This is a genomic window from Paenibacillus sp. FSL H7-0326 (genome assembly GCF_001955535.1).
GTDB classification, from domain to species: Bacteria; Bacillota; Bacilli; order Paenibacillales; family Paenibacillaceae; genus Paenibacillus; species Paenibacillus shunpengii.
Genome location: NZ_MPVN01000004.1, coordinates 359,376 through 383,095, shown reverse-complemented (window position 1 = coordinate 383,095; position 23,720 = coordinate 359,376). Strand labels below are relative to the sequence as shown.

The window sequence follows — 23,720 nt, the reverse complement described above, 5'->3', positions numbered from 1 at the left end:
CTCTAATCCTCCCCTCCGCTGCTATATGGATTGGTACGTGTCAATGTGTTCATAATGACGGACTGTACGTCGACTTCCACTTCACTTTGCGAAAATTTCTCAGACCAGTCATCACTTTCTTCCCATTGCTTATATTCAGGAGAGCGGTTCTTCTCCAGCACATAGCCAAAACCAAGCACATCCGTACCCGCCTTCTGTGCTGCGGTTACAGCTGACATGACAATCTCCTTGGTCTTCTCACTCCAGGTTTTCTCATAGATCTCAATGACCTCCCCTTCATCCAGCTTCAGCGGACAAGTCACCTCATTAATCGTACCTTCCTGCTTCACATCAATATGAAAATGAGGTACCCCATCGATGACCGATGCTTTAATACTGGACTTATAGAAATAGGCTTCAATTCCGACAACTTCCGCGGGATCGATATGACAGGACAGATTGGCCATTGACTTCTTCGTTCTGTTCTTGATAATCGCAAGACCCAGCGGCTCATCACCTTCCATCCACCCTACCAGCTTGTCTCCCTTGAACATGGCCATGCCATCCAATTTCGTGTAAGCAGACACATAAGAGCTTTCGGTATTTTTTCTTTCTGTGCCCGCGCTTTTGTCTCCTTTAACCACCACACCACTGATTGTGGGGCCGCCACCCGGAACAATCATCCCCCGGATCGTTTCATCCACCTCTGACGAGAAGTTATGCGAATATTGCTTGGAGGCGAATCTGACCTTTTCCGCTATATTGTTGGCTGTAATTGGGCTTACTGGACTTGTAATGGCGAGCACGTCTTTGGCCTTTGAGCCTCTAGCAATAAGAATCTGCATGGTAATTCTCGTCTCGGGATCTCGCTCGATGAGATCTATAAATCGACCTATGCCTACATCCCTGGCCAGATCTTCACTGATAATCACGACTTCCGCATGAGAACCTGACGATCGCCTCGGAATCTTCTGAGACATTTTGCTGACGACTTCCTGTAAGGTTCTTCCCTGATCCGAGAATACAAATGAGGGTGTGGAACCAATTTTCCGGCTACCCGATACCTCATTGGATACAACACCCTGGAATGAGAATTCGTATACTCCCTTAGCATTGCCACGGTCCATTGCAAAGCCGGAAAGAATCAAGCGATCCTTCAGCTCTACGGCATCCCAGCAGCTCGTGAGGATCATGGACACCAAGGTTAGTACAGTGATAAGCAGCAGCTTCCGCTTCATATCAAGATCCTTTCTGTTTGTTTTGTCTTGCACTTTCATTCTTATCATCCGTTTTATCCGCGGTAACAGGCCCATCCTCGGTTACGACGTTATACTCACCGCTCCGGCTGCCTGGTCTCTGCTTCATCAAGGAAACGGGAAGTCTGAGAACCGCGTCCTTCTGCTGCTTCAATACGAAGGGACTGAACGGGGTCATGTACGGAACACCAAAGGATCTCAGACTATTCATGTGAGCGAGCAGCGCGATCAGCCCCAGCATGATGCCGTACAAGCCAAACGTCGCAGCAAGTACGATAAACCCGAACCGAAATATACGTCCTGCGATCGCCATGGTATAGGTTGGAATCGCAAAGCTCGCGATGCCAGTAATGGCGATAACAATCGTGAGCAGGGGACTCACAATACCGGCTTCTACTGCCGCTTGTCCCAGTACAAGACCGCCGACGATATTTGCTGCCTGACCTACCACGCGCGGCATTCGAACCCCCGCTTCTCTCAGAAGCTCGAATATCGTCTCCAGAATAATCGCCTCCACGAAGGAGGGGAAGGGAATCGCTTCTCGCTGTGCTATAAGACTGTACAACAGTGCACTTGGAATCAGCTGATAATGGAAGGTCGTCATGGCGATATATAAGGACGGTCCCAGCAGCAAAATGATAAAGCTGATGATTCTGAGCAGACGAAGCAGTGTCGCAATATCGTTCCGATCCGAATAATCTGCTGCACTATGAAAAAAATGTATAAACACGGTAGGTACGATCAGGACAAATGGGCTCCCATCCACAACAAGGACGACCCTTCCTTCAAGCAAACGGACTGCGGTCGTGTCGGGCCGCTCTGTGCTGTATACGGTCGGGAACGGGGTTATTGCCTTATCCTGAATAAGCTCTTCTATATTGGTCGAGTCAAAGACCCCGTCAATTTGAATTTCATCCAGTCTCCGAAAGACCTCGGCCACGACATCTTCATCTGCAATCCCGTCCATATAAAGAACGGCCACACGTGTGTTGGACTTATAGCCGATCGTTTGATACGTCACTCGCAAATCCGGACTATGAATTCTTCTCCGCAGAAGGGAGACATTAATGGACAGTGTTTCAACGAACCCTTCCTTGGGTCCACGGACGACAGACTCCGTCTGCGATTCTGTAATCGCCCGGAATTCTCCGCCGGCTGTAACGATATGAAGCACATCTGTGCTGTCCTCGGTCAATACGAGCGTGTTCCCGAGCAGCAGCTTGTCCATCATATCTTCCCAGTCTTTGCAGTACTCTACGGTACCCAGACTGAATACTTTCTTCGTCAGTCCTTCCTTCAGAATGCTCTTGCTGTCTTTACCGTCTGTGATTTTATCCAGCTTGAATTCAGAATTCAGCAAGGAACGAATAATAAAGTCGTTAATTGTGTCTTCCTTTACCAAACTGCTGATGTATACGATAGCAATAGAAATACTGGGGCTCGTTCCTATTTCCAGCTTTCTAATTGTAATATCACTACTGTTCCCATTTTGGATTAGAATACCATCCAGCATCTGCTGAAGATTCCCGCTGAGCTCATCAAGCTTAGCCTGAGGTGCTTGTGAAGATTGAGACACGGGTGATCCAGAAGAAGCCTCGCTATTAGAGCTGTCAGAATTCTTGTCTGATTGGTCACTGCCGTTTGAGGCATATTCACTTCCTGCAGAAGCCACTTCCGGCTGCTGCTGATCCGATGACTCAGGAGCTTGATCTTGGCTGTAATCGCTATTTATATACTGAGCGGTACTTTGCTCCGTATTTTGGACTGGGTCCTCGCTCGTATCTTGTGCAGGTTGGTCACTGGACGATTTTGGCTTGAGCTTTTTTAAGTATTCACTGCGACGATGACGTTTCAAGCTGCTCCCCTCACTTCCAAAAAACGTATATACTGATTCTTACCATCCAGTATTTACTTTATGTATGGATTTATAAAACGACAAAAAAGCTTCCTGCATATTCAGGAAGCTTGTGCTTATATTCGCTGTGTTTATTTATTGATTTATACTAACCTCTTATTTACGATCCGGAGAGAATTCCTTCAATCCGTTCCAGTACTTCCGCCTCTAATTCGATTCCAGAGGCCCCGATATTTTCTTTGACCTGCTCCGGACGGCTTGCACCCACGAGTGCACTGGATACATTCGGCTGACGCAGAATCCAGGCAAGGGCCAGCTGACCCACCTTAATATCCAGCTCGCCGGTAATGTCAATTAACTGCCGAACCTTCTCAATTCGCTCAGGGCTCATTTTCTTGTCATCCCATCCAAGCCTTGCAGCACGGCTGTCCTCTGGAATGCTGCCTGTATCGTTATATTTACCTGTCAGCAGCCCTTGTGCCAGCGGAGAATAGACGACTTGTCCGATCCCCTTCTGCTCGCCAAGCGGAATAATCTCATCCTCAATATACCGCTCAAACATATTATAGATCGGCTGGTTCACGACGATCCGATCAAGCAAATACCGGTCTGCAAGACCCAGCGCGGCCTCCATCTGAGCTGCTGTCCACTGGCTGACTCCGACATACAGCACTTTGCCTTGACGAACCAGATCGTCCAGCGCTCTCAGTGTCTCAAGCAGTGGCGTTTCGGGATGGAACCGGTGGCAATAATAGATATCTACATAATCGGTGCCGAGCCTTCTAAGGCTTGCTTCGCACTGCTCCATAATGTGCTTCCGTGAAAGGCCTTGATCATTCGGACCCTCGCCCATCTTGCCGAATACCTTGGTAGCCAGCACATAGGATTCCCTTGCGTAATTCTTCAGTGTCTTGCCCAGCAGCTCTTCTGCTGCTCCGCGTTCATATACATTGGCTGTATCAAAGAAGTTGATCCCCGCATCATATGCAGTTTCAATGGAACGAACCGCATTCTCCTGCTCAACGTATCCTCCATACGTGAGCCAGCTTCCAAGACTGATCTCGCTGACCTTCACACCGCTGCCACCTAATCTCCGGTACTTCATGCGTGCCATTCCTCCCTTGAAAAATATGTATTTGTTTCCTTTTTAATATAAACCTTCGGCCTTAAAATGAAAAGGAACGCGACAATTCCTATAAGCATAAATAAATAACAAAAAATCCGGTACTCCAAGCGTACCGGATAACGGATTATGCATCTTTTATAACAAAAACGTTCCTATGACCAGCGATACTCCGATAATAATGGAGCGAAGCAATTGAGCCACTGCCATATTGCCTTTCTCAATCTCTTCACACACTTTGAACTTCGGCGTTATAAAATCAAATATAAGATATACAAGAATAAGTACAGCAATACCCACTACAGACCAGACAAGCATATCTACCCATGAATGCGAGCTGAAGGAGACCATAGCCACAATAATACACAGACCCAGCAGCTTGCTGCCCATGTATACCCCGGCCGCTTCATTCCCGCCTCTAATTTCCTTCCCGTCGTCAAACCGGGTAACCTTGCTGAACAGGGTATATCCGACGAATAGGATAACCAGGATCAGGACAATCCCGATGGCCACATTCAGCAAATCAACTCCGAAATTCTCCATTTTCTATTGTTCCTCCTTCAAATATATAGGAAATGCAGCCGGACAATAATAAGCCATATCCCCTGTAATTCTGCCGCCTACGCGTGGAAGCAGCCCTGAATACTGGCCGCCAATAACATAAACTCCAGTCAATAAATATCCGGAAAAAGGGCCCTCTTCCGTATGTACCTGCACATCCTCCATCTGACAGCGCAGCTGATAGATAAGCGGCTGATTCCCGTAATAGTTCTGAATGTCCTCACGGCTGTCTTCCTCGCTCTGTCCCCATTCCGCCTCCGTCAATTGGCCTGCCTCATCAAACAGGGAAGTCCCCTTGCCCTCTCTTCCCCAATATCCTTTGGCAACATAAGCCTGACCTTGTTGAATAAACAGTGCGGGACTGTAATAGGTTGGCAGCAGATACTGCTGTATGGCCTCTAGCTGCTCATCCGTATACAGCGGTTCACCCAGCAGTTCGCTTGCCTCTTCGTGCCGTTCATATAGTGACCAGATTAGAGCCATGAAGCCTTTGCTCTGGGTGAGTATGCTTTGAGCCGGATTAATAAGACCTAGCTTCCCCTCTTTTACCAGCTCAAGCATCCATTCTCCAATTCTGTCCTCTGTATCCTCACCTTCGTCATTGACCAGATACTCTAATGGATACAGCCGATATAGCACCGATATGCGCTCACCCTTGGAATACAGCCCCTCACCTCGGACGATTTCCAGTTCAGATAGGGGAACATAGCAGGCTTCATACCCCATTTCTTGAACGATCTCCATCAGGTACTCGGTGTTGCGCCGATCCTCCACATGCCATTCATAGCAGGTGAATACAACGCGGCCGCCAAGTCCAATCGATTCATAATACTCAAGCAGCAGGCGAAAAGCCTGAGCAATATGCAGCCTCATCTTCACCGAAGTGGCCTGCAGACCGGAAGTATGACACTCGATCAGCTCCCGTGCCAGATAGGAGGCTTCAGGAATTCCAGTTGGAGTATCCGTATTATTCTCTATACACTTGATCCGCCCGCCAGGCTCCAGAATAAAATCCTGCCTGGATACCCCGTGTCCCGGGACCTCCATTCGCGCTGCAGGAATAAGGCTTGCAGGAACACCCAGCTGCTGCGAAAGAAAGGCATCCGGCAAATATCGCTGGGCAAAACGCAGTGTGCTCAGATAGATGCTGTCGATCATCTCCGAGGCATACATCAGCTGCTCGATTTCTTTTTCTGAATAACGTACTGCAGCAGGGAGACAATACTGTTTGCCGTACATCCGATGGTAGGGAATCTGTTCAGCTCTTTCCCCTGCAAAAATTTCATCATGCGGCTTATCAAATGGCAAAATTCGATTCATGTGATCTATCCCCCAGAGCTGAAAAATCCGCCGCTGCCAAAGCCCTTGGAGCTGGAACTCGAACTTGATTTATAGGTAGCAGAGGATTTGCCTGAAGATGAGCTTGATCCGCTGCTGCCTCCATAGTAATAAGCTCCGCCGCCGCTCGACCCGCTGTTATCATCACAATATCCATCATTATTATAATCGTAGCAGTCATCCGATTGATTACCGCAGCCTGCCAGCGCTACAGGAAGGGTGAGGAGAAGAGAGAAGGTCACCATCTTCTGCGCGTTAATTTTCTTAGGGGCTTTGGGCTTCTGAGCTGCATCGGGCTTATTCGTTCTAAGCCTAATGTCTTCTGTCTGTCCGTTCATCTTAGAATTCACCTCGCTTCAAATACAGCACAACCTTGGACCGATCGGTGTCAAATACGGTGTACACACTCTCATAGGTTTCATCACGGTGAACTAGATAATGATCCAGCAGGAGCCGTGCAATATCCATTGTCGAGGACAGAGGGATATTCAGCTCGAACGACTGGAAGGAACGCCCCTTCCACAATACATATTCACAAGCGATACTGCCTGACGATACTTGATAAGCATCGAATGCGGCTTCATACAGTGCTTTGCCATAACTGTATTCGTCCGGATTGAATTTCTTCGCGTAGATGAAATGTCGATGTCCATCTTCAGATTCGTTAGCCGTATGCTCATACAACTCGCCGCGAATGATCGTTGCATTCACCAGCTTGCGGACAAACAGCTCTTCTTGAGACACATGAAGCTGAGTGAGCGGTTCAATCACTTTCTTATCCGACTCAGACCAGTGCTCATAAATTACCGGTACATGCATGTTGTCATCTTTCCCCCATCTTGAGTCTTCTCTTGCCTTGCAGATCAGGCCTCTTGTTTATGCTTAATTTTAAACGTACGAACAGGGGAAGAGGTTACAAAAATTTTCAAAATTTCCTTTAACACCATTTATAAGGATAAGGATCTATGCAAAATTCGGATTGAGAAATCCGAATTGAATGATCACGGATGAAGGTACACTCTTTCCAGCTCACTTGCAGGCAGAGGACGGCTGAAGTAATAGCCTTGAACCTCTCTGCAATTATGCTGGCTGAGAATCTCCAGCTGATCCTTCGTTTCAATCCCTTCCGCAATGACATTCAAATTCAAATGATGCGCCATGTCAATGATGCTGGCAACAATCGCTTTATCACTATCATTGTGAGCAATATCCTGAATAAAGGAACGATCGATCTTGAGCTTGTTGATGGGCAGTTTTTTTAAGTAGCTTAGCGAGCTGTATCCGGTTCCAAAGTCATCCAGACTTATTCTGATGCCCAGATTCGCCAGCTCCTTGAGCACGGTGCTGGACACCTCCGGATTCATCATCAGACTTTCGGTAATTTCGAGCTCCAAGTACTTGGCCTCAAGCCCAGTCTGCTCAATAACATCCTTGATTTGCTGTGTCAGGCTCGAATGATAGAACTGATGAGATGACAGGTTGACGGCTACTGAAATCAGCGGCGCCCCTGATTCATGCCATGACTGCATTTGGCGGCATGCTTCGTACAATACCCTTGACTCCAGCTCCATGATTAATCCGGTATCCTCTGCCACAGGTACGAACATGCCGGGAGGCAGTATGCCCTTTGTCGGATGATTCCACCTTACCAAGGCTTCAACCCCGATAATGGATTCGTCATCAGCCCTTATTTGAGGCTGATAATGCAGTAAGAACTCGCCGCGCTCCAATGCTCTGCGCAAGTCAGCTTCCAGCTCGACCCGCTGCTCCACCTGGGCGTTCAGCTCACAGGAGAAGAATTGGTAGCCGTTCTTGCCATTCTTCTTCACCTCGTACATCGCCGTATCGGCATTCTTCATAAGCTGGATCGCGTCCTTCCCATGGCTGGGAAACACCGTAATTCCGATGCTGGTAGAGACGTAATAGTTATTCCCCTTCATATCATAAGGCTCACTGATTACCGCCATTAACCGTTCAGCCAGCTCCGAAGCATCTGACTCCTCGTTATAGTCGAGCAATAATATGGAGAACTCGTCTCCGCCGATGCGTCCTACCACCACACTCTTGTCCATGGTATGATGGACAATCCTCTTGCTCATCTCCTTCAGAAGGAGATCCCCGTACAAGTGCCCCAGTGAATCATTGATAATCTTAAACCGATCCAGATCCATCACCATGAGCACAAACGGCTGTGTCTCACTATTCTCCCTGTCAATGAGATCCGCAAGCACATTATTAATCAATCGTCGATTAGGCAATCCGGTCAGATCATCGTGAAAAGCTAAAAATTGATTTCTTTCCTTCACTTGCTTCTCAAAGGTAACATCCCTGACGATAATGTAATGGCCTGTAACCTTCCCCTCAATAATGATGGGTACATGCACCATGTTAAGATCAACACGGGTGCCCGCCCGGTTATAGATGACCGATTCATAGCTGAGCTTCTCTCCTGCTACAGATTTCTTATACATTTCCCGGACTCTCTCCCGCTCACTTGGGTCAAAAATCGGAAGAATCTCTTCAATATGCCGGTTCTTCAGCTCTTCTTCTCTTACCCCCGTGATTCGCTCGACAGCAGGATTAAATCCGATGATGTAATGACTCAAATTGACCGAGATTACCCCATCCTGATTGTTATCATATAGGGACTTATACCATCGTTCCTGCTCTCGCCTCTCCTTCTCCTGATTAGAAAATCTTCGTGACACATATAGCCCGATCATAGAGAGACCCAGTGTAAGTAAGGCTCCGCCGGCAATAAGATAACCAAGCCATGTTTGATCCAGCTGAACCCCGGACCGGTTCAAATGAATATGATTCATATCGTACTCGGTTCCCAGCATGCCGATATAGTGCATCCCGGAAATTGCAGCCCCCATGAAGAGTGCACCACCGAGTTTTTTCAAGTACCAGCTCTTCGAGTACTTTGTATTCTTGACAAAATAAAACGAGAACCACAATGCAGCAACCGATGCCAGAAAAGCAACGAGAACAGATAAGACAACAAAAATCCAGTTGTAATAGTGGTCTACAGCCATGGCCTCCATCCCCAAGTAATGCATAGAGGAGATCCCTGCTGCAATGATGCTCGCTCCCAGATATAATCGCGTTCTGGTCAATGATCCATATGCTACAAGGTACAAGGTGACAAAGGAAGCTCCGATCCCGACCACAACAGAAGCCAAAATAAGTGTTAAATCATACGTAACGGTCAGGTGAGTAGAACCGGCCATCGTGCCGACAAAATGCATAGACCACACACCCAGTCCCAAGACAACGGCTCCGTACACAAGCCAGGCTCGGTTTGCCCCCTTCGAAGTGCTAAGGGCTCCCGCCAAAGTTAATACGTTGTAGGATGAGACTACAGCGATCAGATATGAGAATAGAACCAGCAATTGGTCAACCGAATGTTCAGTGTATTCCATGAAACTCCCTCTTTCATTTGTCATACGCACCAATGAATAATATATCGTCCAATAAAAAGCAAAAAGTAACATCACGAGTCACCATTTGGTTAACAAAAAGAGGGGGTATGTCCCAAAAGTAAACTTTGGAACACCCTCACCAACAAAATAGGATGATATTCGTAATAAACAAGGAGCTAAGCGGTCTATTTTCGCTTAGCTCCTTGTTTTTTGGCGTCTATGGCTGCTTTCTTAAGCAGATTGTGAGCAAGCGAAAGCCACCCGACCTCAAGACTTACTTTTGCTAAGCCTCGAAGCAGGAATCTTTTGAAGCTTCGGTTACTCTTTATATCGCCAAAAACAGGTTCCGGCTCGATCATGCGCCTTACGGCCAGGGCATAACCTTCTTCACTGCGGAGCTTTTGTCTCGCCTGGCTCTTCAGCCGCAAATACTTCATGCTAACCTTGATCTCGCGATCACCTTGGGATTTTGTACACTGCGGCTTGAGCGGACAATTCCCACAACTGACGCTACGGTAATGTCGGTATTCGATTTCATACCCACTTTCTGTTTTCTCCTTACTCACTCTCCGAAGGTGGAGCATTTGCCCACCGTGCATATCCATGTATCTTGTTCGCTGTGGTAGGTCCAGTTGTCGATCTTGCTGATATCTTTTTGCCATACCTTGCTCTTTTCGCGATGATACGTACTGTATTTGACAATAGCTTCGACTTCATTTTGTTCCAGGTAGTCATAGTTTTCTTCACCGCCATAGCCCGCATCAGCGATGACGGTTCCCGGAAGCATTCCTAACTGTGTTTTTACTTTTTCAAGATGAGGGATTAGACAACGCGTATCGGTCGGACGTTGGTGCAGACTGTAACCGACAATAAACTGACTTTCGGTACCGATTTGCACGTTGTATCCCGGCTTAAGCTGACCGTTTCGCATGTGGTCTTCTTTCATTCGCATAAATGTGGCGTCATGGTCCGTTTTACTATAGCTGTTTCTCGTACCTAAAATCGCTTCTTGGGTTTCGTACTTTTGAAGTCGAGGAAGTAAATCCTTGCGGAGCGTGCGTACCGCCTTCTTTAGCGGCTTGTCTTTTGGTTTCTCCTGCAGTCGCTCTTCCAATTGCTTGACGGCATGCTCCAACTTTTCACTAGTGATGTCTGAGGACTCGCCCAGCTCAAGAAGATCCCGGCCTTCGCGAACTCCTTCTTCTTGCTTCTCAGCCTCCTCAATGGACGCAAACAGCGTCTGGACTTTCTCCTGAAGCTTGGCTTTATGCTTCACCACAGCCTTTCCCCAAACAAACGTATATCGATTGGCGTTCGCTTCGATCTTAGTACCGTCTACAAAGTAATGCTCGAGCTGTATGTAATTCTCCTCAGCCAGAAACTGAAGAACGGCGGTAAACACCGTTTCCAATACGCTTTTCATTCGTTCTGATCGAAACCGGTTAATGGTACGGAAATCCGGGCGCTGACGACCCGCGATCCACATGAACATAATGTTTTCACGGACAGCTTTGGCGATCTGGCGAGAGGAGTAAATGCGCTGTGTGTAGGCGTAAATGATGATTTTCGTCAGCATTTTAGGATGGTAGCTGTCTCGTCCGCCTCCAGGATAAGCTGCGTCAAAGATAGTGTCGTCAAGCTGATTAACAGCAGCGTTCACTACACGAACGAGGTGATTTGCGGGAATGTCTTCTTCCAAATCCATTGGTAAACAGAGTTGATCCATGCTATATTGAATGTACAAAGAAACCGTCTCCTTTTGGTTTATGGTTGGTCGCACTTCCATTTTACCAAAGAGTGGTTTCTTTTTGTTTGACAAAATGAAAGAGGGTGCCCCTCAGTCATCTATGATGACTTTTGGGACACCCTCTTCTAAGAAGCTCGCTTTTATTGCACTCTCGTGCTCAATCAAATCGACTACGCATTTGTATCCAACATTGCTGGAATGTTTATTTCTTTTACACAAGAGGCTTTGGAAAGGTTCATTACGCATTTAACTAAAGAAACCATATCTTGAAGAGGAATCTGTGTGCCGCCATGTGCTGACAAGACTTTCTCAACTCCATCTTCCAATGGAATTTGGGTTGCAATTTCACCAGGATTTATACAAGTCACACCAATCCCATACTTCTTTACATGCTCCCTTATCGAATTTCCAATACCACGCAAACCGAACTTAGAAGCTGCAAATGAAACCTGCGTGAAATCATTATGTTCCAAACCTGCTGTAGAACCAATTAAGAAAATTTTTGCGTTATCTGACTTTTTAAGATTCGGTAAAAGCTTCTGTATGCAGGTAATAGCGGAAGTAACATTTATATTAATGATGTTGACGATCTCCGCTGGATCATCTTTCTCAAAATCATAGTCATCTCTGAAACCTTTGCTCTCCCATATCCCTACATTATATATTAATACGTCTATCCTAACGTCATTTAATGTATTCGCAATCCGATTGCTTGCATCAGAATCGGCTAAATCCGCCTCAATCCAATATTTCTGGACACCATCTTCAAGATATAAACTGTTAGGGTGCGTTCTAGAAACCACCCAAACACGATCACCTTTTTCTGGCAATCCTTTGACGAATGCCTCACCCAATCCTTTACTTGCTCCAAATATAATAAAATTTTTCATAAGTTCTCCTTTTAATATGACACTTTTCTGCCAGAACGTAACCAAATACTTACTGCCCTAAGCATAACCAATATACCATATGTTAGGAGTTGTCTTCGTTTCGTTAAATGTTCATTCTATGGATAAACAACAAGTTCTCCATATTTGTTACCCCATGCGTCTTATTTCATATTGATAACGTACCCTTCGTAGATGGAATAGCATCACCTGTTATCCTAATTGCTTTTTTCAACGCATCAGAACTAACATAACGATTTACGATTTATTCCTTTTTTTATCCCCTATGGCCTTTTTGATTGCTTGCCTGCCCCAAACAAATTCCAATGTCCTCAACCGTATGATGCCCCGTCTATTTCTAGATCACCTTTCTGCCCGGTTAATTCGCGTCATACAAAAATTTGCATTACACGTAACGGCGATGGAAGTGCATGCCCTTTAGTTCCCGTTTTTCCATCCGCTCCCCTCCTCTCGTCTGCTCAAGAAAGCAGCGGTAGACGCCAAAAACCAAGAAGCTAAGCGAGAACATATCCCTTAGCTCCTTGGTTCTTAAAATTACTATCCTATTTAGTTATTGAAGTTGTTCCAAAATGTACTTTGGGGACAGCCTCTTCATTAAGGCATACGGACTTTGCTATTGTACCGGTCAAGCGCTTGCTGCTGAATAGCAATGGCCTGCTCCATATTCATGGATTTCAGCTGCTGTATATAGCTCTCAAACTCGGAGAGAGGCTCAATGCCCATAATCATCTTGAGAGACACTTCGTCGACATGCTTGTTGACCTCCTGCATAATGGCGGACAATTCCGCATTCTCTATCTCCGACTTTGGAAGTGCAGGCAGAAGGTGAAGTGAAGCATCCGTATCCGCCCAGATCTGAATCGCCTCCTTCTGTTCAGGCAATGTGTAATACTGCTCCAAATAACGAATGTCCTGCACGAACGGGCCAAAATAGCTGGCACGGGTGTACATCGCGAGCGCCTGTGACGGAGAGAGCTTATCCTTATTGTTCAGGATGAGATCCGTGTATGTCGGATATCCATCGATCATCTCATAGCTCAAGCCTTCAATTCCAAAATTAAACAGCAGATGTCCTTCTTCTCCATATCCGTAATCCAGCATTCGGATCGCAGCCTCCGCATTCTGAATGCTCCCTGAAAGTGCTACACCGCCGCTGATGCCCACCTCAGGAGCCAGCTGCCCGAACTTGGGGCGCATCCCTTCATGTAGGACGGGGTAAGGAGCGGCGATGAGTTCTGCGGAAGGATTCACTTCTCTGATCTTCGGAAGCCATGTCCCAATGCCCGCTCCTGCATTCCATATCGCTGCTCCGCTCCTCTCCATCGTCATGTTCATATCCTGGGTTTCGGTATCGGTTGTTGCAAAATGCTGGTCAATGAGACCTTCTGCGTACCACGATCGAAACAAAGCCAGGAACTCCTTGTATTCCGGCTCCATCGGACCGAATTTGACGACTCCGTCCTCCATATAGAAGCCTTTTCTTATTCCGTAGGCTCCCACGAAGCCCCCGCCCTCAATTCCGGATAAAGGGTTTGAATTACCAAGAATCGTAAGCGGAGCAGGTACTCCTTTTTGCTCTTTGAAGGCGGTTAGTACGGTATGCCACTCCTCAATGGTCTTCGGGACAGGCAGCTTAAGCTCATCCAGCCAATCCTTTCTTATAATAGGACCCTGATAGGTACGCAGCTTATCCTCTGCCTGAATGAACGGAAAGACGTAATAGCTTCCATCTGCCGTCTTGATTTGACGATCGATTTCAGGGTGGTCTTCTAGAAACTGTTTGAAATGGGGTCCATGCTCCTCGATGAGCTCATTTAATGGGAGGATAATGCCGTCATGAATCGCCTTCTCTGGTCCTCCGGGATAATTCATCCATTCATACTCGATCATATCCGGCAAATTGCCGGATGTGATCATCACATTAAACGCCTCTTTACCTTGATTGAGGGGCGGATTAATAAATGTAAGATTCACCCCTGTTCTCCGCTTCCACTCTTGAAAGAAAGGAATATCCTCCAGATTGGATTTGATACTTGCCGCGTTATTGCTTAGACCTGCCCAATAAGTTAGATCGGCCTCGTCTTCCAGTACATCATCCGAATCCGTATGCTGAAATTCGGCCACACTCAATAGAGAAGATTCGTTTCCCCCTTTATTCATACAAGCCGACAGCATGAGCATGGTTAAAACAGCCAGAGCAGCGATCCACCCTCTCTGATATCGTAGGAGCCGGCATCCCATTCATAGGCCTCCTTTCTAATAGAGCTCTTTATATTTGCCAGGTGTAATCCCTTCATATTTTTTGAACACCCTGATAAATGTTGCGGCATCGTTATATCCTACATGCTTGGAGATTTCATTGATTGAATCCTGCTTGGCAGTCATCATCTGCTTGGCCTGCTCGATCCGATATTTGTGAATGCAGTCAAGCAGGCCTTCTCCTGTATGTGTTCTAAACAGCTTGGACAGATAGCTCCCCTTGAGCTCAAAATGCTCTCCAATTGAATTAACATTCAAATTCATATCCTGGTAATTCTCTTCGATGTAGCTCGTAACCTGTGCCGTTAAACGCACCAGGCTGTCTTCTCTCTCCTGCGTAATGCCGTGTGCTCGCTTGGCTGCAGCATAAGAGCAAACCTCCTTTAACAATGACTCCAGCGCTTCACGCATTTCCTGAAGGGTATCACAATCGGTAATGTGTTCAATGAAGCGTGGATTGCGCTCCACGATGCTCTGATCCACCTCGTTAATCGCCTTCATCATGGTAGCTGCAAGGTTATACATCAGACACCGGGCAATCGTTAAGGACATGACCGGCTTGTTAAAGTTGCGGTCCGTTATTTCTCTCATATAATCGGTTGCCTGATCTAATTCCCCGGCTTTGATCAGATTAATCAGCTGCTGCTCGACCTGAAGCGGATAATAGTAGCCGTATTGATCTTCCAGGGCACCTTCTACCCGGATATTCTCATGCTGAATGATTCCGCTCTTGCCAAGGACCATCTTATATTCCATCGCATCCACAGCCTCTTGATAGGCTGTAGCTATTCCAATCCATGAGCTGTGCTTCCCACTGATGGAGACGGTTATTTCCATCTCATACCGATGAAGGAACTGCTTCGCTTCTGACGCAATGGCATGGAGATCAGCCGCCGCCTCACAAGAATCCGCTTTCAAATTTACGAGGCACACCATCATATCATCTACCTCGGCTACGTATCCAACATGCTGATGCGTATGCACCAGCTCCTCTACCACATTGGAAACAATCAGCTGGATGAGCTTTCTTCGTTCGTTGATATCAATACCCGGCAGCTTCTCATACAAATTCTCTTCATTTTCTACATCAAACAAAATAACAGCAAAATCCTGCGATTGCAGCGGCATGTGAAAGGAACGAAAGGCATCCTCATACGGGACAAGTGTATCGGGTCTGCCCTTCAACAGACGATTGATCAAGTTGGACCTGAGCACCTGTTCATGCTTGTGCAGCTGCATGCTGATCTCATCATGCTTCGTTCTCGTTTGCAAGACTGCCTCCTGAATAAAACGCAGCTCATTGCCCTCCTGGAGCTCCATCGTTCCAGTATGATCTGTCAATGCACGCACCAGCTGCTGAATCGGCGAATAATTCCTTCTCATAAAAAACCAGGTGATGAGTATCGCACTGATGATGCTCACCGCGATGCTGATATACGTGAAGCTGCGGACATACTCGGCTTTTTCCCAATAGATCCGGCTTGGGATGATGAGCGCATATTTTAGGTCCGATACGGCCGATGGAATGTAGAATATTTCTGATTCCCCCTCTGCTGTTGCGGATAGCTCTACCCGCTGCCCCTTCAGGAATGGAGCAAGCTCCGGTGCATCCGGACGGGTGGACATAAGCACCTCATTATTGTCATTCAGAATGAGCAGCAGACCTTCATTGAAGCCGGCAATGCTCTCCAGCGGCTTCTGAAACCGGGTCATATCGGCCATAACGACCACGCTTCCGGTATCTCTCCCATTCAAGCCCTTAGGCAGATGTGTTATGTAGGCAATGGATGACGGCAGCTCCGTATTATTTAAATGGGGCAGTACCGTGAACCGGTTTGGGCCGGGAAGCTGAACGGTATCTTTCCATTGCTCATAGGTGAGAGTCCCTGTATCATGCAGCGTTCTAAACGCCGTTTCCATATCCCGGACATTCCCGGAACGGAGGACAGAATGATCGCTGTCCCGGACAATATAGAACTCGTCGATTGAGGCATAAGATGTCTTGTACAGCTTGAACTGCTGAACTAATTGATAGGAAGTATAGGAAGATTCCTCAGGAGAAATATTGGAGTACATCAGTGTCTGCAGGTTCGAATTCCAGGTCATCTCCATACTCAGACGCTTCATCAGATCAATCTGGTTATCGATCGTATATCTGACTTGCTTCAGAAGCGAATCATTCGCCCGGTCAATCTCGCCCTTCAGTGTATCGCTTGCCTGAAAGTAAATGACAAGACTAATGATGATCGGTATAAAAAGGACTGCCGTGTAAGAAACAAGCCAGGTGACAATGATGCTCTCACGCTTTTGCCACAAATGTTGAATGTTCCTCAATAGTCCATCACCCTATTATTCGTTTTTTTGTGAAGTTCCACTGACTGTGGATTACATTATAACGAAACAAGGGCAGGGACGGAATATACAATAAGTACAATATCATGAGCAAAACGTACAATCCCTTGGAGTCATGATGAAAAAAGAACGCAAACAGCCCGAAGGGCAGCAGCAATACTGTCATTCGGGTGTTGCGCTATATTGTGCTGTATATCCAGTAATGCTAGAATATCCGATGCTTCCAGCCATTCAGCTTGGCGGTCGCCTCAACGAAGAAGTAATCTCCATAGATGAGCGACACGTTGACATTCTCATCCGCAGGACGGTTTCCCGTCCCCTGCAGAAGCATTCCTTCATGAGTGGTGTTGTCCCATGTTCCGTAAGATTGATATAGAGAACCGAGGATATGTTCAGCAGCTGCACGATATCCTCTCCCCTGGGTGTCTCCAAGATGTCCCGCCAGATCGATGAGACCCGAAGCCGCACAGGCCCCTGCCGAACTGTCCCTCGGAATACCACCTTCCTCTTCATCCGCTCTGAAGTCCCAGTAAGGAACCCCATCCTCCGGCAGATGAGCGATGAAGAAATGGGCGACACGCTGTGCAGCGCGAAGATACGTCTCATCACCTGTATGAGTATACGCATTCGTCATCCCGTACAGCGCCCATGCTGCTCCCCGGCTCCAGGCCGACTCCGGAGCTGCCCCTTGGCCGCCGATTGCATCTGCCCGCTCTCCTGTCTCCGGGTCAAACCGGACGATGTGATAAGTAGAGCCGTCCTCCCGGATAAATTGTCTCACGACCGTATCCGCATGTGCTCTGGCCACATGCATGAATCTTGGATCGCCGCTCTCCTTCGCAGCCCAGAACAACAGAGAGAGGTTCATGGCAGTATCGACGATCGACCATCCTGTCTTATCCGCTTTCCAAGCTCTAATAAAATTCCCCTTCAGATTGAACCTTCCAGCGAGGAAATTGGCTGCAAACAACCCCCGCCTTGCTCCATCCTTGTCGCCTGTAATCTTGTGCTTGATGACCGCTGTCGGTAGAAACTGAAAGCCCACATCATGATCATAACGGTTTTCCGTCAGGAACAGCTGCTCTATTCGTTCATCCCAGCTCCAGGCGGCATCCTTGTACCGCTGCTCACCCGTCATATCATGCATAATCCACAGAATACCCGGCCAGAAGCCGGACGTCCACCAATCCAGTCTCGTATCATCGTAGATGCCGTCACTCTTCGCCACATGAGGACATTTGCCAGCCATCCTGGGAAGCACCGCATCGACCTTTCTACAGATTTGTTCCCATACCGCCTGATTTGCAGCTGTTTGCAATTGCACCATGAACAATCCCTCCATCCGCTGAATTTTATACTAGCCTTTAAGCGAACCTACCATGACGCCTTTGACGAAAAAGCGCTGCACAAACGGGTACACGCACAGAATCGGTACTGTTGCGACGATAATTGTGGCATATTTAATCGTTTCCCCAATCTGAAAACGGTCTCCGGCTGAGGCGCCGGTGGACATGCTGTCTGTGGAGTTGGCAATCAGGATCTCCCTCAGCACCAGCTGGAGCGGGAACAGCTCCCGGCTCTTAATGAACACCGATGCGTAGAACCAGCCGTTCCACTTGTCTACGGCATAATACAGAATCATAACGGCAATGACCGGCATGGACAGCGGAATGATAATACGGAACAAAATGGTAAAGTGGTTGGCACCATCAATTTTGGCCGATTCCTCAAGACTGTCCGGTATGCCCATAAATGCCGTACGCATAATGATTAAGTTAAACGTGCTGATGCTGAAAGGAATAATGGTAGACCAGAGCGAATCGAGCAGTCCGACGCCCTTGACCACAAGATAGAGGGGAATCAGCCCGCCGCTGAAAAACATCGTAAACACGATCAGGAACATAAACACTTTGTTCCACATCACATTTTTGCGTGACAGCACATACGCCCCCAGCGAGGTCATCAGCAAATTCACGCTAACCCCCACTACGACGATGAACAGTGTATTCCGAAACCCGAGCCCAATCCCCGGGTTAGCAAGCACACTTCGATAAGCATCCAGATTAAAGCCTAGCGGCCGCCACAGAATTCCGTCATTCTGAAGCAGCTTCGCCGCATCGCTGAAGGAAGCAAATAGTACATAGAGCAAGGGATACAGTGTTGCCGTAACCAGCAGCAGCAGGAATGTATAATTGATGAGATCAAAGATCCGGTCAAACCAGCCAGTTTCCTTTTTCATATCGCTTCACCTCACCATAGGCTGTTATTACTGACTCTTCGGCTGATGTAGTTGGCTGTCACTAGCAGAATCAGATTGATGACGGAGTTGAACAAGCCCACTGCTGAGCTGTAGCTCCATCCGAATTCCAGAAGCCCCTTCCGATAGACGAAGGAGGAGATGACATCGGCTGTCTCATAGGTCACCGGATTGTATAGCAGGATAATTTTTTCGAAGCCGACATTTAGAAGATTTCCCATCCGGAGGATGAGCATAATCGTGATCGTAGGCAGAAGGCCGGGCAGGGTAATGTAGAACATCTGCTTCAAACGGTTCGCTCCGTCAATGCGTGCAGCTTCATACTGCTCTTGGTCAATGCTTGTAAGTGCCGCAATGTAGATGATGGATTCCCAGCCGATCCGCTGCCATATTTCGGACAGAATGTAGATCGGCCTGAACAGCTCGGGCTTCTGGAGCATGGCCTGCCCATCATAGCCAAGCCACATGAATAATCGATTGATCAGACCATCCGCATTTGTAAAATCCGTAATAATTCCGCAGATCACGACCAGTGAAATAAAATAAGGCATGTACGTAATTGTCTGTACGACCCGCTTGAACCGCCGCTGACGAACCTCATTTATGAGCAGAGCAAGCAATATGGGCATCGGAAATTCAAACAACAAGGAGTACAGGCTGATCAGCAGCGTGTTCTTTAGAATCCGCCAAAAATAGTAGCTGTCAAAAAAATCAATAAAATGCTTCAGACCGACCCAATCGCTGCCGAGAATGCCTTTAATGGGTGTATAGTCTTTGAAAGCAATGACTGCACCGTACATCGGCGTGTAATGAAAAATGAGATAGTACGCGACGACCGGAAGCATCATGAGATAAAGGTATTTATTCAACATGAAATCCCGGATAAACCGGCTTTTGAAAGATCGGGAATGGTTCATGGGGCGGTTTAGTCACCTCATTCTTTTTGAGAGTTTATTGATCTATTTGGTTAACGGTTGTTGTAGCGCTCCAGTGCGGCCATTTGAATCTCGATCGCCCGATCCAGGTTCAGCTGCTTCATCTTCGCTACATAGCTCTCGAACTCATCTACAGGGTCGGTTCCGAGAATGATCTTGATCGTCATCTCGTCCACAAGTGTATTGATATCATTCATAATTGTGGCGTACTCGGAGCTCTCCTCCGGGTTCGGCGTAATCGGCGGCAGACTGTACTTCTCTGCATCTGTTTTACTCCAGATTTCTATCGCTTCACGCTGTGTCTCAAGTGCAAGATACTGCTCTATATAGCGTCTATCCTGGACAAAAGGCCCGTTGTAGCTGCTTCGTGCGTACATGGAGATGGCTTGAGCCGGTGCCAGATTGTCCGGGTTCTTGAGCAGCAATTCCGTAAACTGCGGGTATCCGTCTTCCGTCAGATTGTAGCTGACACCTTCCTTGCCGAAATTGAAGAACATATGCCCCTCTTCACTGTATCCATAGTCGAGCATCTTCACAGCCAGCTCTGGATTCTCAGACGTTGAAGTAACAGCAACCGTTCCTTCCGACGAATATGCCTGATTTCGCTGTCCAAACATCGGCACCTCGCCCTTGTTTAGGACGGGATAGGGGGCAGCAGCAAGCACAGCGTCCGGATCATTCGCTTCAACGAGCGGCTGCCACTTCCCGATGCCTCCGCCTGTATTACCGACCGTGGCTCCCGTCTCACCGGAGGCCATATTGCTGTCAATCGCTTTCAAATCTGTCGTAGCGACGTTCTTGTCGATCAATCCCTCCGTATACCAGCTGTTGAATAAGCGAAGGTACTCCTTGAATCCCGGCTCCGCCGGTCCAAATTTCACCTGTCCATCCACCTGATAGAAGCCTCGCGTGACACCAAATGCACCTAGAAATGCACCATTTCCTGAATCATTAAAGAATCTCGGTTTACTGACGACGGAGAATGGAGCAGCGGCCCCCTTCTCTTCTTTGAAAGCACGCAGCGTCGTTGTCCATTCGTCAATCGTCTCTGGAATGGGAAGGCCCAGCTCATCGAGCCAATCCTTACGTATGATGGGCCCTTGGAATACACGCAGGTACTCGTCCTCTCTAATGAACGGAAAAGCATAATAACTGCCGCTATCCGTCTTCACCATCTTGTCAATCTCCGGATGCTCCGAGAGGTACTTCTTCAAATTGGGTGCGTACTTGTCAATAAGCTCATTCAGCTCAATAATGTAACCGTCTTTGATCGCCTTCTCTGGACCCCCCGGAAATCCGAGGAAATTATACTCAATCATGTCTGGCAGATCCCCGGAGGCAAGCATGACATTGAGTGCCTCTTGAGCCTGTCCGGATGGAGGCGCGGTATAGGACAGCGGAACTCCGGTTGCCTTTTGCCACTCCTGAAAAAAAGGAACTTCATCGTGTGTAGCCTTGACTCCTATGAGGTTCCCTGGAAGCTCGCCCCAATAGGATAACGTCACATCGGTTTCGATTGGATATGTCGTCTCTTCCGTGACCACCGGAGCTTCTTGATCTCCTTCATTGGGTTCCTCCGCACTTCCTCCATTTCCAGTACAGCCGATCAATAAGGATGACATCAGCGCCATCACAAGCGTAGAAGCAAACCAACGTTTCATGTACCCAACCCCCACTTTGATTGAATTGAATTGCTGTAGTGACAGATTAATGGATGAAAGCTAGAGCGCGATATGTACAAATCATCAAATGGAGTGTTTATTTTGTTCAACGGAACTGACCATTTCGCAAATGCAATAGACAAAAACGCAAAAAGCGATGGAATGGCTCCTTCGAGAATACCTAGAGGTCACCTAAATTTGCTTCCAAGCGCAATGTTTCTGGCTAACGCGCGTTTCTATCAGGTGCCGGGTGGTAATAATTGAGAAATCGGAACATATTAGGCCCGTACTTGAATAGGAGGATTTGAATATATGAATGACATGAATCAGGAATTTACTGCAGCAGAGCTGCCGAAGAGCCGGGAATCGTTATGGCGTGGAACCGTCTCTCTGCCTTCATTTGAACGATTGTCTGAGAACCTGAACACAGAAGTAACAGTTATTGGTGCCGGTATGACGGGGATTACTACCGCATATCTTCTCGCCAAGGAAGGCTATAAAGTTGTCCTTATTGAGGCAGGCTCAATCCTGGATGGAACGACAGGTCATACGACCGCGAAGATTACTTCCCAGCACAGCCTGATCTATCACGAGCTCATTCAACACTTCGGCCATGAACAGGCCAGACTGTATTATGAGGCTAACGAGGAAGCACTGCGTTTTATTCGAAGTGTCATTACCGAAAAAGAAATCGACTGTCAGCTGACGGAAGAGGATGCGTATGTCTATATTCAATCGGAGAATGATCTAAAGAAGCTGAAGGACGAATTCGATGCCTATCAGCAGCTGGCTATTCCCGGTGTGTGGCATGATAAGCTGCCGATTCCGGTACCGGCTGTAGCGGGGATCAGTGTGCCGAATCAGGCACAGTTCCATCCACTCTCTTATCTCAAGAAGCTGGTTGAAGAGCTGATCCACCTCGGCGTTAAGATCTATGAAAAAACGACGGCTGCTGACCTCAAAGAGGAGGATAACAAGGTGACCGTCATGCTGGAAAGAGGCGGCCATCACATTACAAGCGAGCATGTGGTCGTGGCAAGTCATTTTCCGTTCCATGATCCACGTATGTACTTTGCCCGTATGCATGCAGAGCGCTCCTACGCCATTGCTGTGGAGCCGGAAACGGAGTTTGAGGGCGGCATGTATGTAAGCTACGACAAGCCGGAGCGCTCTGTCCGCTCTGCACTGTACAATGGCAAGAAGCTCCTCGTTATTGGCGGAGAGAATCATAAGACGGGTCAGGGAATCAGCACGCACCAGCATTTTGAGGAGCTGGTTCGGTTTGCCGGACAGCATTTTGGTGTGAAGAAGGTCCATTTCCGGTGGTCTGCACAGGATCTAGTCACCATTGACAAGATGCCGTTCATCGGGCCAATTGGCGGAGCTTACGAAAGGGTGCTGGTTGCCACCGGCTTCCGGAAATGGGGGATGACGACGAGCACCGTTGCCGGCAGACTTCTGACGGATCTCATCGTCGGCCGCCACAATCCTTATACAGAATTGGTTGATCCCGGCCGGTTCAAGGCAGATCCTTCGATCAAGAATGCATTAAAGGATAATCTGGATGTAGCCAAGCATCTCATCTCGGGCAAGCTGGGTCTCGTTCACAAGAAGATTGAGGATATTCAGCCTGGTGAAGGTGCTGTTGTACGACATGACGGCAAGCGCGCGGGAGCCTATAAGGACGAATCCGGAACACTGCATCTTGTCGATACGACCTGTACCCATCTGGGCTGTGAGGTGGAATGGAACTCGGGCGAATGCTCGTGGGACTGCCCTTGCCATGGCTCGCGGTTTACTTATGACGGTTCCGTCCTTGAAGGACCTGCAGTAGAGCCTTTACCTAAGCTTGATGCACATCAAGCCTAGCGGCTTGTTTAAAATTTCTGGATTGCCTTGTTTCTAATAAGCGAAATCATGGTAGATAGATAGCATGAACTTAAGTGAAAAGGCTTAAGTTCATAATATCGATAGATAGCATGAACTTAAGTGAAAAAAGCTTAAGTTCATAATATCAATAGATAGCATGAACTTAAGTGAAAAAAGCTTAAGTTCATAATATCG

General features: G+C 47.6%; 16 protein-coding genes and 1 pseudogene. 1 reads left to right on the top strand and 16 read right to left on the bottom strand.

Going from position 1 to position 23,720, the window contains the following annotated elements:
* Positions 1-2: 2 nt before the first annotated feature.
* The 16 genes and pseudogenes from BK126_RS20635 to BK126_RS20560 form a co-directional block, all read right to left on the bottom strand.
* Positions 3-1,256 carry a Ger(x)C family spore germination protein gene (locus tag BK126_RS20635; RefSeq protein WP_076314429.1) on the bottom strand — a complete coding sequence of 418 codons (1,254 nt, stop codon included), beginning with the start codon at positions 1,254-1,256 and terminating at the stop codon, positions 3-5.
* The gene (locus BK126_RS20630) at positions 1,219-3,090 is read right to left on the bottom strand and encodes a spore germination protein (protein WP_076314428.1); all 1,872 of its coding nucleotides are present in this window, start codon (positions 3,088-3,090) and stop codon (positions 1,219-1,221) included. The genes BK126_RS20635 and BK126_RS20630 overlap by 38 nt, the downstream gene beginning before the upstream one ends.
* A 160-nt stretch (positions 3,091-3,250) precedes the next feature.
* Positions 3,251-4,195, bottom strand: coding sequence for an aldo/keto reductase family protein (locus BK126_RS20625; protein ID WP_076314427.1), 945 nt, complete (start codon positions 4,193-4,195; stop codon positions 3,251-3,253).
* Between the two features lie 156 nt (positions 4,196-4,351).
* On the bottom strand, positions 4,352-4,756 hold the full coding sequence (locus BK126_RS20620) for a DUF350 domain-containing protein (protein WP_076314426.1): 405 nt from the start codon (positions 4,754-4,756) through the stop codon (positions 4,352-4,354).
* A 3-nt stretch (positions 4,757-4,759) separates the two neighbouring features.
* Positions 4,760-6,094: a glutathionylspermidine synthase family protein gene (locus BK126_RS20615; RefSeq protein WP_076314425.1), complete on the bottom strand. Its 1,335-nt coding sequence runs from the start codon at positions 6,092-6,094 to the stop codon at positions 4,760-4,762.
* A gap of 5 nt (positions 6,095-6,099) precedes the next feature.
* A complete protein-coding gene (locus tag BK126_RS20610) occupies positions 6,100-6,450 on the bottom strand; it encodes a hypothetical protein (protein ID WP_256209725.1) in 351 nt (116 codons plus the stop codon).
* Between the two features lies 1 nt (position 6,451).
* Positions 6,452-6,931 carry a hypothetical protein gene (locus BK126_RS20605; protein WP_076314424.1) on the bottom strand — a complete coding sequence of 160 codons (480 nt, stop codon included), beginning with the start codon at positions 6,929-6,931 and terminating at the stop codon, positions 6,452-6,454.
* A gap of 182 nt (positions 6,932-7,113) precedes the next feature.
* A complete protein-coding gene (locus BK126_RS20600; protein WP_076314423.1) occupies positions 7,114-9,537 on the bottom strand; it encodes an EAL domain-containing protein in 2,424 nt (807 codons plus the stop codon).
* Between the two features lie 185 nt (positions 9,538-9,722).
* Positions 9,723-11,281: pseudogene (locus BK126_RS20595) on the bottom strand (IS1182 family transposase).
* 173 nt (positions 11,282-11,454) lie between these two features.
* A complete protein-coding gene (locus BK126_RS20590) occupies positions 11,455-12,174 on the bottom strand; it encodes an SDR family NAD(P)-dependent oxidoreductase (RefSeq protein WP_076314422.1) in 720 nt (239 codons plus the stop codon).
* A 612-nt stretch (positions 12,175-12,786) separates the two neighbouring features.
* A complete protein-coding gene (locus BK126_RS20585; protein ID WP_076314421.1) occupies positions 12,787-14,433 on the bottom strand; it encodes an extracellular solute-binding protein in 1,647 nt (548 codons plus the stop codon).
* Positions 14,434-14,448: 15 nt separating this feature from the next.
* Positions 14,449-16,785 carry a helix-turn-helix domain-containing protein gene (locus BK126_RS20580; RefSeq protein WP_076314420.1) on the bottom strand — a complete coding sequence of 779 codons (2,337 nt, stop codon included), beginning with the start codon at positions 16,783-16,785 and terminating at the stop codon, positions 14,449-14,451.
* A gap of 223 nt (positions 16,786-17,008) precedes the next feature.
* Entirely contained in the window at positions 17,009-18,130 is a 1,122-nt protein-coding gene (locus BK126_RS20575; RefSeq protein ID WP_179085580.1) for a glycoside hydrolase family 88 protein, read from the bottom strand.
* A gap of 30 nt (positions 18,131-18,160) precedes the next feature.
* A complete protein-coding gene (locus BK126_RS20570) occupies positions 18,161-19,042 on the bottom strand; it encodes a carbohydrate ABC transporter permease (protein ID WP_076314418.1) in 882 nt (293 codons plus the stop codon).
* Positions 19,043-19,053: 11 nt separating this feature from the next.
* Positions 19,054-19,977 (bottom strand): ABC transporter permease, encoded by a 924-nt coding sequence (locus BK126_RS20565; protein ID WP_076314417.1) that lies wholly within the window; start codon positions 19,975-19,977, stop codon positions 19,054-19,056.
* A gap of 50 nt (positions 19,978-20,027) precedes the next feature.
* Positions 20,028-21,656: an extracellular solute-binding protein gene (locus BK126_RS20560; RefSeq protein WP_076314416.1), complete on the bottom strand. Its 1,629-nt coding sequence runs from the start codon at positions 21,654-21,656 to the stop codon at positions 20,028-20,030.
* A 312-nt stretch (positions 21,657-21,968) separates the two neighbouring features.
* On the opposite strand from BK126_RS20560, the gene BK126_RS20555 reads away from it, so the two are divergent.
* On the top strand, positions 21,969-23,525 hold the full coding sequence (locus BK126_RS20555; RefSeq protein ID WP_076314415.1) for an FAD-dependent oxidoreductase: 1,557 nt from the start codon (positions 21,969-21,971) through the stop codon (positions 23,523-23,525).
* Positions 23,526-23,720 lie beyond the last annotated feature (195 nt).

Coding starts and splice junctions, on each gene's coding strand:
- BK126_RS20565 (WP_076314417.1), bottom strand. CDS start 19,977: ATGAACCATTCCCGATCTTTCAAAAGCCGGTTTATCCGGGATTTCATG.
- BK126_RS20570 (WP_076314418.1), bottom strand. CDS start 19,042: ATGAAAAAGGAAACTGGCTGGTTTGACCGGATCTTTGATCTCATCAAT.
- BK126_RS20610 (WP_256209725.1), bottom strand. CDS start 6,450: ATGAACGGACAGACAGAAGACATTAGGCTTAGAACGAATAAGCCCGAT.
- BK126_RS20600 (WP_076314423.1), bottom strand. CDS start 9,537: ATGGAATACACTGAACATTCGGTTGACCAATTGCTGGTTCTATTCTCA.
- BK126_RS20560 (WP_076314416.1), bottom strand. CDS start 21,656: ATGAAACGTTGGTTTGCTTCTACGCTTGTGATGGCGCTGATGTCATCC.
- BK126_RS20585 (WP_076314421.1), bottom strand. CDS start 14,433: ATGGGATGCCGGCTCCTACGATATCAGAGAGGGTGGATCGCTGCTCTG.
- BK126_RS20590 (WP_076314422.1), bottom strand. CDS start 12,174: ATGAAAAATTTTATTATATTTGGAGCAAGTAAAGGATTGGGTGAGGCA.
- BK126_RS20615 (WP_076314425.1), bottom strand. CDS start 6,094: ATGAATCGAATTTTGCCATTTGATAAGCCGCATGATGAAATTTTTGCA.
- BK126_RS20605 (WP_076314424.1), bottom strand. CDS start 6,931: ATGCATGTACCGGTAATTTATGAGCACTGGTCTGAGTCGGATAAGAAA.
- BK126_RS20620 (WP_076314426.1), bottom strand. CDS start 4,756: ATGGAGAATTTCGGAGTTGATTTGCTGAATGTGGCCATCGGGATTGTC.
- BK126_RS20555 (WP_076314415.1), top strand. CDS start 21,969: ATGAATGACATGAATCAGGAATTTACTGCAGCAGAGCTGCCGAAGAGC.
- BK126_RS20575 (WP_179085580.1), bottom strand. CDS start 18,130: ATGGTGCAATTGCAAACAGCTGCAAATCAGGCGGTATGGGAACAAATC.
- BK126_RS20625 (WP_076314427.1), bottom strand. CDS start 4,195: ATGAAGTACCGGAGATTAGGTGGCAGCGGTGTGAAGGTCAGCGAGATC.
- BK126_RS20635 (WP_076314429.1), bottom strand. CDS start 1,256: ATGAAAGTGCAAGACAAAACAAACAGAAAGGATCTTGATATGAAGCGG.